General features: G+C 70.0%; 7 protein-coding genes. 4 read left to right on the top strand and 3 right to left on the bottom strand.

From position 1 onward, the window contains the following. Positions 1–2: 2 nt before the first annotated feature. Positions 3–1,058, bottom strand: coding sequence for a phosphotransferase family protein (locus tag ACFYYF_RS10140; protein WP_388773342.1), 1,056 nt, complete (start codon positions 1,056–1,058; stop codon positions 3–5). 140 nt (positions 1,059–1,198) lie between these two features. On the opposite strand from ACFYYF_RS10140, the gene ACFYYF_RS10135 reads away from it, so the two are divergent. Next, positions 1,199–2,422, top strand: coding sequence for an ATP-grasp domain-containing protein (locus ACFYYF_RS10135; RefSeq protein WP_388773340.1), 1,224 nt, complete (start codon positions 1,199–1,201; stop codon positions 2,420–2,422). Positions 2,423–2,506: 84 nt separating this feature from the next. On the opposite strand, the gene ACFYYF_RS10130 is transcribed toward ACFYYF_RS10135, so the two are convergent. Beyond that, positions 2,507–3,733 (bottom strand): family 16 glycosylhydrolase, encoded by a 1,227-nt coding sequence (locus ACFYYF_RS10130; protein ID WP_388773338.1) that lies wholly within the window; start codon positions 3,731–3,733, stop codon positions 2,507–2,509. A gap of 393 nt (positions 3,734–4,126) precedes the next feature. Between ACFYYF_RS10130 and ACFYYF_RS10125 the strand changes: the two genes are divergently transcribed. Beyond that, positions 4,127–6,070, top strand: a complete 1,944-nt coding sequence (locus tag ACFYYF_RS10125; protein ID WP_388773335.1) for an SMI1/KNR4 family protein — start codon at positions 4,127–4,129, stop codon at positions 6,068–6,070. 206 nt (positions 6,071–6,276) lie between these two features. On the opposite strand, the gene ACFYYF_RS10120 is transcribed toward ACFYYF_RS10125, so the two are convergent. Further along, the gene (locus tag ACFYYF_RS10120) at positions 6,277–7,983 is read right to left on the bottom strand and encodes a subtype B tannase (RefSeq protein WP_388773332.1); all 1,707 of its coding nucleotides are present in this window, start codon (positions 7,981–7,983) and stop codon (positions 6,277–6,279) included. 395 nt (positions 7,984–8,378) lie between these two features. On the opposite strand from ACFYYF_RS10120, the gene ACFYYF_RS10115 reads away from it, so the two are divergent. Next, complete coding sequence (locus ACFYYF_RS10115; protein WP_388773329.1) at positions 8,379–9,461, top strand: hydrogenase expression protein HypE; 1,083 nt, start codon at positions 8,379–8,381, stop codon at positions 9,459–9,461. Positions 9,462–9,511: 50 nt separating this feature from the next. After that, positions 9,512–11,293 carry a nickel-dependent hydrogenase large subunit gene (locus ACFYYF_RS10110; RefSeq protein WP_361694132.1) on the top strand — a complete coding sequence of 594 codons (1,782 nt, stop codon included), beginning with the start codon at positions 9,512–9,514 and terminating at the stop codon, positions 11,291–11,293. Positions 11,294–11,344: the final 51 nt, after the last annotated feature.

The raw sequence follows: 11,344 nt of genomic DNA, 5'->3' as shown, positions 1-11,344 counted from the left end.
CGTCACCGCCGCGTTCCGGCCCATCGGGCGCATTCGTCGAGCACGGGTGCCACCGTGTGGGCGAGCCACCCGTAGCTGTGGCCGAACCTCGGTGATTTGCGCACGTTGTTCGCCACGTGCCACAGCCAGCTCAGCAGGGGAATCGCCACCGGGTCGGCGACGTCGTGGTCCGGGTCCAGGCCGGCCAGCGCGAGCAGGGCGCGGTCGGCGTCCGGTACCCGGCCCGCGCGCAGGGTCTCGGCGACCAGACCGCCCAGCGGACGGCCGGTGAGGGTGGCGCGCAGGGCCACCACGAAGGAGTAGGCGTCGATCTCGCACGGCCCGTCGGCGCGGCCGCTGCTCCAGTCGAAGACACCGGTGACCTGGAGGGGGACGCGGCCGAGCAGCACGTTGCCGGGGTGGTAGTCGCCGTGGGTCCAGCCCTCGGTGAGGACGGCACCGGCCAGGGCCGCGTCCAGCCGGTGGCGCAGGGCCTCGAATTCGGCCGCTCGCCGGCCGGAGCGGTAGCGGGGCATTCCGGCGGCGAGATCCGCGAGCTGCGACGCGCACCAGGCGGGGGCCCGGTCGGCGGCCGCGCGGCGTCGTCCGGTGGCGGCCCGCAGATCCGCCAGCAGGCGCAGGGCGGGCGCCACGATCGCGGGGGCGTCCTCGGGTGTGTCCAGGACCAGTCGCTCCGCCGGGACGCCCCGGAGCGTGCTCTGGGCGAAGGTCCCGGCGGGCCCGGGCGAGCCGACGACCCGGGGCAGGAGGGAGCGCCAGGGAGCCAGCCGGGCATCGGCGTCGAGTTCCTGGAGGACTTCCCGCTCCCGGGCGGTGACGGCGGCCCCGGCCTCGTTCCTCGGGTGTTTGACCACCAGGCTTCCCGCGCCCCGCCGCAGCTCGAACATCAGCAGGCCGGCCTTGGGCAGCGAGGGCCGCCGGACCACGGTGATGTCCCCGGGTCCCGCACCGCGTACGAGCCAGTGGGCCCGGAGGCGGTCGTCGAGACCGGCCAGCGCCCGGGGGAAGTACAGGGGCAGCAAGCCGGTGAGCGAGGACATCTTGGCGGGTGTCTTCATACGAGACCTCGCCGGGCCGCCAGCGGCGCGACCCGCGTTTGCCGGGGATAATGATGACGGGCGCTCTGTCACTTATGAGGTGATCTACAAGCTTCATCCATATTAGTTCCTTTTGGGAGAAGCTTCCCGGAGAGCGACGGGTGGTCTTCTTGCTGGACAACGAGGTGCCCGTACTCCTCGCCCGGATCGGCAACTATCCGCTGCACCACGGCAGTCTGGGCGTCGTGCGCTCGGTCGGGCGGCTGGGCGTCCCGGTCCACGCCGTCGTCGAGGACCGCTTCACCCCGGTCGCCCTCTCCCGTCACCTCACGAGCGGGTTCGTGTGGCCCACGACCGGCCGTGAGGAACCGGAACGGCTCGCGGACGGCCTGCTGTCCATCGGCCGCAGGATCGGCGCCCGGTGCGTGGCGGTGCCGACCGACGACGAGGCGGCGATCGTGCTCGCGGAGTACGCGCAGCGGCTGAGGGAGTGCTTCCTGATCCCGTCCGTGCCGGCCCATCTGCCGCGGCTGCTGGCCTGCAAGGCGAGCCTGCACCGCATCTGCACGGAGATCGGCGTCCCCTCGCCGTCGTCACGGGCGCCCACGAGCCGTGACGAACTGGTCGACGCGGGCCGCGAGCTCGGCTATCCGCTGGTGCTGAAGAACCTGGCGCCGTTCAGCCGGCTCCGCACTCCGGCCGTCAGCGGCACCACGACCGTGGTGCCCCATGAGCGGGCGCTGCTCGACCGCTTCCCGCGGGCCGCCCCGCCGCCCGTCCTCGTGCAGGAGTACATCCCCCGGCAACAGGCCGAGGACTGGATCACCCACATCTACTCCGGCGCGGGCGGTGTGCCACGCGCCCTGTTCACCGGACTGAAACTGCGTTCCTGGCCTCCGTACGCGGGCATGACCGCCCGCGCGGTGGCGCTGCGCAACTCCGAACTGGCGGGACTCGCGGAGCGGCTGTGCCGCCGCATCGGGTACAGCGGACTCGCGGACCTCGACTGGCGCTACGACCGTCGCGACGGGCAGTACAAGCTCGTCGACTTCAACCCGCGCACCGGCGCCCAGTTCCGCCTGTTCGAGAACGTCCACGGCGTCGACGTCGTCCGCGCCATGCATCTGGACCTGACCGGCCGGACCGTGCCGGAGGGTGCCCAGGTCGAGGGGCGGGTCTTCGTCGCCGGCCAGTTGGACTTCGCTTCGGTGGCCGCGTGGCTGCGGCATGAACGCCGGCTGCCGCCCGACCTCCTGAACGAGCGGCCGACCGAACGGGCGTGGCTCTGCCGGGACGACCTGCTGCCGGCCGCGGCCGAGACGGTCCGGTTCACGGCGCTGGTGACCTGGCGTCTGCTGCGCTCCGGCCCGGCCGGGGGTCGTTGAGCCCCGACGCGCCCGGGCGCCGGCCGCGTGGAGCGGTCGGCGCCCGGGCGCGACGGTGGGGTTCGGTACTGCCGGACCCTCACATCAGTGCTGCCAGACCCTCACGTAGTCGACCGTCATGTCGGCGGGAGCCACGTTGGTTCCGCTGTGATCGGGGTTGATGCCGTTGTTGAGGATAAGATACATCGGGGAAGAAGTGATCCCGGAAGTGATCTGACCGACCTGCTTTCCGTCGTAGTAGTACGTGACGGAACCCTGCTTCCATTCGGCGCCGAAGGTGTGCCAGCCACCGGAGTAATTGCCGGAGGCGCAGCCACCGGGTCCGCCCGCCGTGGAATGGAAGTGATAACAGGCGGAGCCGCCCAGACCTTCCATGACGTCCAGCTCGCCGTCCGTCGGCCAGTTCTGTCCGTCCGCCCAGAACTGGGGCCAGTTGGCCATCTGCGACCCGGACGAAGGCGTGTAGATACGGGCCTCGAAAGCGCCGTAGGTGAACTGGGCCTTTCCGTTGCTGTTCACCAGACCGGAAACGTAGGGGTACGTCTTGCCGGCGACGGTGGTCGACTGCTGCTTGAGATTGAGGTGCAGCGCGCCGCCGGCGACAGAGACCTGCGACGGGGAATAGGCGGACGCCTCGGCGGAGTTCACCGGCTTGGTGACACATCCGGAACAACCGAACCAGTTCGCGTTCCACTTGGAACCGTCGAGACTCGTTCCGTTGAATTCGTCGCCGAACACCTGATGCCACGTGCCGCCGATACCGACGGGCATGGCACCCGTGGACGGCGCGGACGACGAAGCGCTGGGGGTCGGCGTCGAGGCCGGAGTCGACGCCGGAGTGGACGACGGGGTCGACGCCGGCGTGGATGTCGGCGTCGCGGTCGGCGTCGGCGTCACGGGGGCGCCGGTGCCGCTCGTGGAGCCCGCGGTGAAGGATTTCACCGGAGAGACGCTGTGCCAGCGGTCGTGGAACTTGTATGCCACGTAATACGTATAGGTGCCGGCGGGGAATGCCCGGGAGCCCGAGGTGAATGCCGTGGGCCGGGTTCCCAGAGTGGGTGCCGTGGCGCCGGGAAAGTCGAAGTTGCCGCCGTTGGCGGACCGCACGGCGACGGTCAGCGCCTGCAGTTTGATCGTTTTGGCGCTGTGGACCGTGGCCGTCGCTTTGGATTGTCCGTTCGAGACCGCCGACACGGAAAGGGAATCGACCACGACGCCGGGGGTGGACGCCTCCGCCTGGGACGTTTGCGTGAGGACGCCTCCGGCGAGCGCGGTGGTGGCGACCGCGAGCACACCCAGTTTCGTTCTCATGGCACGGGGGCGACGGTGTCTACGAATATCAGTTGTGCGATTCATTGGCATGTACGCGTGACCTTTCGCCCCCATGCGGCACGGGTGTGCCACGTAAAAGCAGGTGGGCAATGGCGGACTGAACGGACATGGACTCTGCGGGAGGTGAACTCGATCCGCAAGTACCTGACCGGCGTCGGGGCGCACCATTCCTCAGGAGAAATTCATGTCCCGCAGCCGAGTTGGGCGGATCGAGCCCCATTCAGTGACGTCCGCCACGTCGATGGGCAATTCGGTCATATCTCCCAAATGGCATGACGGTGGCCTTAGTCGGCGGCCGACGGGCGCCCGGGGCCCGCGTCACCGGCGGCGTGCGGAGGGGCACTGTCAGTGGCGGGTGACAGCATCGGACACATGACCGAGACCACGACGTTCGCCTGGCGGCCCTTCCTGCTCACGTGGAGCGGAGAGTGGGCGGATTCCCTGTCCGAGGACGACACGCGGGCCGAGGACGAAGACGCCCGGCAGGCGCGCTGGCTGGGGTTCCCGCCCGCATCCGGGGAACGGATCGCGGCCATGGAGGAGCGCCTGGGCCGGCGCATGCCCCCGTCGTACAGGGAGTTCCTCGAGGTCACCGACGGCTGGCGGCACGCGGGCGGGTTCGTGTGGCGGCTGGCGGGCACGGAGCACGCCGACTGGCACAACGACGCGTCGGGACTCGGGGAGTCGTTCGAGGAGTATCTGGAGGAGGACGCCGGGCCCGAGGAGCGGCGCGAGGTGGACATCTGGCGGCGCGGACTGCAGCTCGACGTGGAGTCCGACGCCACCTACGTCCTCATGGATCCCGAGGACGTGGACGAGGACGGCGAGTGGGCCGTGTACACGTGGGCGAGCTGGCGGGCCGAGGCGCCCGAACGGCACGCGAGCTTCGTCGAGTTCATGCGCGACATGCACCGGGAGTTCCACAGCCTGCGGTCGCGTGACGCGAAGCCGGCGTTCGCCAACGACACGACACGGGAGCAGGACGCGCGCGTGGCGGAGGCACGGCGGGAGGCACGGGACGGCGACTGGGAGCGGGCCGTGGCGGCGCTGGACGAGGCCAGGAGGTACGGCAGGCCCCGGGCAGCCGGTCTGGGTGACCAGCTGCGGCGCCTGCTCGGCCACACCTACATGGTGTATTTCGAGGACCTGGTGACGGACCCTCGGTACGCGCCCGACCTGCTGCCGCCTCTGGTCGCCGAGCACGCGGCGAACTCGAACTGGGACGACTCCACGCTGAAGTTCCACCTGCGCGGTGCCGACGACGACCTGGTGTCGCTGGCCTACGCGACGCTGGACCAGGTCAGGAGCGGCACCTACCGCTACGCACCGGACGGACCGTTCGGGGAGGCGGTCGAGCGGGCACGGGAGCTGGCGCGGTGGGGGGACACCGACGGGGCGTGGCGCACGCTGCGGGACGCCGTGCCCCTGTGGGAGCCGTCGGGACCCGACCATCTGGCACCGCTGGGGTGGGTGGCGGATCCCGTGCTCGGGCCGCTGCTGACTCCGGAGCGGGGCCGCGAGCTGTTGTCCACCCCGCGGGGCGGCGGGGTCGGTGAGGCACCGGATCCGACGCCGGGCCTCGACCCGGGAGGTCTGGCGTGGCTCGCGGAGCCGGAGCAGGGGGACAGCCACAGGCCCTACAGGTTCGTCCTGGTGGAGGGCGTGGAGCCGCGGGAGCTGCCCGGACGTCTGGCGGACGACGGCCCCGGGCTGGCCGAACCCCTGACCCTTTGGGAGGCACGCGTCAGATCGCTGCGCGACAAGCGGGAGTTCTCCTCGTACGACGACAAGGCCCTGATGGCGGTCGGCCGGGCGGGGAACGGCTGGAGCTTCGCCTACGACGGCGACCCCGCCCCCTTCGACGGGCGGCGGTTCGTCTCCCCCGCTGCGGGTGCGGCCGGGGGCACCGGGGCGGTGGTGGTGTGGAGCGACCTCGGGGCGCGGCACGGAGATCCGTTCTTCCACCTCTCGGTGGCCCGGCACGGTGCAGAGGTGTACGCGTTCACGTACGCGGGCGGAGAGGTGCGGCGGCGGAGCGGGGAGATACCGGAGGCGCTGGACCCGGACCGGTTCTTCGGCGGCCCGGAGGACAGCGCCGGGACGGAACGGCGGCTGCTGGAAGCGGTGGCCGCGGAGTTCGGCGTCCATCTGCCGCGTCACGCGATCCGGGTCGGGCGGCTGCACACGTTCACCACCCGTTCGTGGACCCGGCCACCCGGGGACGGGGAGGCGTACGTGGTGATCCAGATGAACCGGGGAGAACCGCTCCCGGCGGACGGCGGACCGGCGCTCGGCGAGGGGCCGGGTACCGACTAGCGAACGGCCGGACCGACGACTCCGGCCGGTACGGGCCCGTCCGGCCACCGCGGGGCCGTCCGGGTCGACATGACGTCCTCCCCCGCCGGCACGGTGGCCCCTCCTACCGGGACGGTGCCCCTCCTGCCGGTGCGGTGGTCCATCCGGCCGCCTCGGGGCCCCGTCCCGCAGGACGGGACCCCGGAACGCACGGTCCGGCCGGTCCGCTAGTGCGCGGCGGACCCGTGGTGGGGAGCGGCGAGCGGGTCGCCGGCCTCGCCGACCACCCGGGCGATCCAGGCCATGGCCTCGGGCACGTCGTAGTTGCCCGCGTGCGGCTGGTTCCAGGCGAGCCGGTAGTCGACGTTCTTGACCTGCTTGTCCGCCTCCAGCGCCCGGTCCAGGTTGATGGAGATGATGAAGGAGGTGTCCCGGTCGCGCGTGCCGTTGCGGACGTACCAGTTCGGCGCGGTGTCGGCGCTCGTGCCGACGAAGTCCATGGGGTCGATCAGGTGGATCTGGTCGTCGAGAGTCGTGCTCCTCCTGCGGGTGTACTGGTCCCAGGTCAGCCCGGTGTCGTCGGTGCCGCTGCCGTCCCCGGCGACGTCGTTGTGGTTCCAGCTCCACTCGGTGTAGTTCATGTACTTCTGGGTGTAGGGGCCGAAGAGGTTGGTCTCGGTCCCGCTGGTCGTGTTCCCGTGCACACCGACGGCGTCGAAGGCGGGTGTCGTCTTCAGCCTGGCCTGGGTGGCGACGAACGTCAGGTACCTCGCCATGTCGACCGACAGCACCTTGTCGGCCGCGTTGTCGACGTCGATCCAGTCGTTCACGTACGACTTCGTGGTGGAGCCGCCGGGTCCGCCGGACCTGATGTCGAAGGTGGCCCCGAGCGCCGGGACGGTGTTGGCGGGGTCGGCCTTCATGTAGGCCTCGGCGGAGCGGACGACCTCCTTCTCGATCGTGTCGAGCATGTCGTCGGCGGTGAGCCTGGATCCGTCGGTATTGCGGAGCCCGAGGCTCTTCTCGTACGCGGGGAAGGCGGGCGCGATCTCGGCGGCGTCCTCGGGCGTGGCGTTCGAGCCGGTCGCGTCGCGGGTGCCGAGGACGTTGTACAGCCACTCGTAGGCCGTGTCGGCGTTGCCCAGGTCGGTGATCGGGCAGTACGCGTTCACCGCGAACACATCGTCGCGCAGGGTGCTGCGGCCCTTGGAGTCGATGCCGGCCGCGCCGATCGCGGCGAGGTGGGAGTCGTAGGCGGCGCTGTTGCCCGAGGCGCCCAGGATCGAGGACAGCGCGCCACCACCGCTGGTGCCGTTGACGACGATCCGCTCGGCGCTGCCGGGCATGGCGGCGTCGTTGAGGCGGAGGTAGCGGACCGCGGCCTTGGCGTCGACCACCGCGGCGGGGGCCTTGCCCGGTGAGGATCCGTCGGCGCCGACCAGGCCGCGGCTGCGGCTGGCGACGTCCACGAAGACGTACCCGGCCTTCAGCGCCGCGCCGACGTTACTGGTCGCACTGTTGTAGGTCGCGCCGTCGGTGACGCTCGCCTTGATGTAACTGGCCATCCAGCCACCGTTGTTCACCGCGAAGTAGACCGGCGCGCGCTGGTCGTCGAAGGCGCTCTCGGGCACGAAGACGTTCATGCTCTGGTAGCCGCAGCGGGTGTTGGCGATGGTGGTGGAGCCGTTGATGCCGGACTGCTGCGCCGCCGCGGCGACCGGGTCGGCGACGTAACAGAGTTCCTTGTAGGAACGAACCCTGACCGGCCGGCCGTCCACGGTGACGGTGAGCGTCGTGTAGGCGCCGGCGTCGAAGGCCAGAGCGGCGTCCTCCGGGTCCACGGCGTGAACGTGCGACGCGGTCCGCCCCTGGTCCGCGACCGCCGACGAGGGCACCGCGAAGGCCGTCAGGGCGAGCGAGCCCGCTATCGCCATGCCCCGCACCCGACGCCCGCGGCCGGGGGCGCGTCCCTCCCCCGCACCCGCCGGACGGGTGGAGGCTGCTCGATCGGAGGATTCCGAGAGCCACTGCATGGGGTCTCCTCTTGTTGCGTATCGAGTTGTTGCGTATCGAGTGATCACTGACACCTCGGGCCCAAGGCGTCACGCACGCTACAAGATTGTTAACAAAATACCCAGCAATTTTGCGAACATTTCGCGCCGTTCAGCGGCCTCGACACGGCCCGCCGTCGCCGCGAGGCACACGTCGCGCGAGCGTGCGAGGTGGCGATAGGGCCCGTTCGCACTTACCGCCACCACTCCCGGGCGGTCACCATGGGAAAGGCTGTTTGGCCAGCTATGACCCGAATGAGCTGATCCCTGGAGGGCTCATGGACGCCCCGACCGCGACGACGGCGGGCCCGACCGCGCAGGACGACGCGCAGGAGGACCCGACCGTCCACATTCTCTGGATCAACGCGGGGCTGAGCTGCGACGGGGATTCGGTCTCGCTGACCGCCGCGACCCAGCCGAGCATCGAGGAACTGGCGCTCGGCGCGCTGCCGGGCCTGCCCAAGGTGGCGGTGCACTGGCCGCTGATCGACTTCGAGTGCGGGCCCGTGGAGGGCGCCGACAATTTCGTCGAATGGTTCTTCAAGGCCGACCGGGGCGAGCTCGAGCCCTTCGTGCTGGTCGTCGAGGGGTCCATCCCGAACGAGCGGGTCAAGCCCGAGGGGTACTGGTGCGGCTTCGGCGACGATCCGGAGACGGGCCAGCCGATCACCACCAGCGAGTGGCTGGACCGGCTCACCCCCAAGGCGCTCGCCGTGGTCGCCATCGGCACCTGCGCGACGTACGGCGGCATCCACGCGATGGCCGGGAACCCGACCGGCGCCATGGGGGTGCCGGACTACCTCGGCTGGGAGTGGAAGTCCAAGGCGGGCATTCCGATCGTCTGCATCCCCGGCTGCCCCGTGCACCCGGACAACGCCTCCGAGACCCTGCTCTACCTGCTGTACCAGGCGGCGGGCGCGGCACCCATGATCCCGCTGGACGAGGAGCTGCGGCCGACCTGGCTGTTCGGGGCCACGGTCCACGAGGGCTGCGACCGCGCCGGCTACTACGAGCAGGGACAGTTCGCCACCGAGTACGGATCCCCCGAGTGCCTGGTCAAACTCGGCTGCTGGGGCCCGGTGGTCAAGTGCAACGTGCCCAAGCGCGGCTGGATCAACGGCGTGGGCGGCTGCCCGAACGTCGGCGGGATCTGCATCGCCTGCACCATGCCGGGCTTCCCCGACAAGTTCATGCCGTTCATGGACGAGCCGCCGGGCGGCCATGTGTCCGCGACGGCGAGCGGGATCTACGGATCCGTCATACGACGTCTGCGGAACATCACCGCGAAGACCGTCGACAAGGAACCGAAGTGGCGCGGCAAGGGCGAGGAGCTCACGACCGGCTACAAGGCCCCGTGGTGACCACGGTTACCCGCTGAGCAGGACACTCGACAGGAAGGTGGCGCGGCACCATGGCGACGGCGACGAACAAGCCGGCCGGTGACGGCCTCACGGAGATGTCGTGGGACCCGATCACCCGCATCGTCGGCAGTCTCGGCATCCATACCAAGATCGACTTCAAGGCGAAGCGGGTCGCGGAGTGCTACAGCACCTCGTCCGTCTTCCGCGGGTACAGCGTGTTCATGCGCGGCAAGGACCCGCGCGACGCGCACTTCATCACCAGCAGGATCTGCGGCATCTGCGGCGACAACCACGCCACCTGCTCGGTCTACGCCCAGAACATGGCGTACGGCGTGGCTCCCCCGCACCTCGGCGAGTGGATCATCAACCTCGGTGAGGCCGCGGAGTACATGTTCGACCACAACATCTTCCAGGAGAACCTGGTCGGCGTGGACTACTGCGAGCGGATGGTCCGCGAGACCAACCCCGGCGTGCTCGAACAGGCCGAGCGCACCGAGGCCCCGCACGCGGCCGACCACGGCTACCGCACCATCGCCGACATCATGCGCTCGCTCAACCCGCTGGAGGGCGAGTTCTACCGTGAGGCGCTCCAGGTCAGCCGGTACACCCGGGAGATGTTCTGCCTGATGGAGGGACGCCACGTGCACCCCTCCACGCTGTACCCGGGCGGTGTCGGCACGGTCGCGACCATCCAGCTCTTCACCGACTACCTGACCCGGCTCACCCGCTACGTGGAGTTCATGAAGCGGGTCGTCCCGCTCCACGACGACCTCTTCGACTTCTTCTACGAGGCCCTGCCCGGGTACGAGGACGTGGGCAGGCGCCGGGTGCTGCTGGGCTGCTGGGGCGCGCTGAACGACCCGGAGTACTGCGACTTCCAGTACGCCAACATGGAGAACTGGGGCCGGCGGATGTTCGTCACCCCGGGCGTCGTCGTGGACGGCAAGCTGGTCACCAACAGCCTCCTCGACATCAACCTCGGCATCCGCATCCTGCTCGGCAGTTCGTACTACGAGGACTGGGCGGGCATGGAGAAGTTCGTGGAGCGGGACCCGCTCGGCAACCCGGTCGACGAGCGGCACCCGTGGAACCAGCACACGATCCCGGCCCCGCAGAAGCGGGACTTCGAGGACAAGTACAGCTGGGTGATGTCACCGCGCTGGTTCGACGGCACCGACTACCTGGCCCTGGACACCGGCGGCGGCCCGATCGCCCGGCTGTGGTCCACGGCGCTGTCCGGACTCGTCGACATCGGTTACATCAAGGCCACCGGGCACAGCGTGCAGATCAACCTGCCCCGCACGATGACCAAGCCGGAGATGGCGCTCGAGTGGAAGATCCCGCAGTGGAGCAACGCCCTCGAACGCAACCGGGCCCGCACCTACTTCCAGGCGTACGCCGCCGCGGCCGCCCTGCACTTCGCCGAACAGGCGATGGAGGAGATACGCGCCGGACGGACCCAGACCTGGGAGAAGTTCGACGTGCCGGACGAGTCCATCGGCTGTGGCTTCACCGAGGCGGTCAGGGGTGTGCTCTCCCACCACATGGTGATCAGGGAGGGCAAGATCGCCAACTACCACCCGTACCCGCCGACCCCGTGGAACGGCAGTGTCCGCGACTCCTACGGCACACCGGGCCCGTACGAGGACGCGGTGCAGAACACCCCCATCTTCGAGGAGAACCCGCCCGAGAACTTCAAGGGCATCGACATCATGCGGGCCGTCCGCAGCTTCGACCCCTGTCTGCCGTGCGGTGTGCACATGTACGTCGGCGGCGGGAGGACCGTGGAGCAGACGCACCTGCCGACGGGGCTGAGCGGACTGGCCGGCTGACCTTCCCGGGACCCGTTGTTCACCGCGATCCGACCTTCCTCGCGGTCGACC

Source organism: Streptomyces sp. NPDC001914 (assembly GCF_042891215.1).
Classification (GTDB): Bacteria; Actinomycetota; Actinomycetes; order Streptomycetales; family Streptomycetaceae; genus Streptomyces.
The sequence above is the reverse complement of the archived record's forward strand: the minus strand, read 5'-3'. Positions and strand labels throughout refer to the sequence as shown.

Bases quoted from the DNA above. Each gene is read 5' to 3' on its own strand.
- ACFYYF_RS10115 (WP_388773329.1), top strand. From the start codon at position 8,379: ATGGACGCCCCGACCGCGACGACGGCGGGCCCGACCGCGCAGGACGAC.
- ACFYYF_RS10140 (WP_388773342.1), bottom strand. From the start codon at position 1,058: ATGAAGACACCCGCCAAGATGTCCTCGCTCACCGGCTTGCTGCCCCTG.
- ACFYYF_RS10125 (WP_388773335.1), top strand. From the start codon at position 4,127: ATGACCGAGACCACGACGTTCGCCTGGCGGCCCTTCCTGCTCACGTGG.
- ACFYYF_RS10120 (WP_388773332.1), bottom strand. From the start codon at position 7,983: ATGGCGATAGCGGGCTCGCTCGCCCTGACGGCCTTCGCGGTGCCCTCG.
- ACFYYF_RS10130 (WP_388773338.1), bottom strand. From the start codon at position 3,733: ATGAGAACGAAACTGGGTGTGCTCGCGGTCGCCACCACCGCGCTCGCC.
- ACFYYF_RS10110 (WP_361694132.1), top strand. From the start codon at position 9,512: ATGGCGACGGCGACGAACAAGCCGGCCGGTGACGGCCTCACGGAGATG.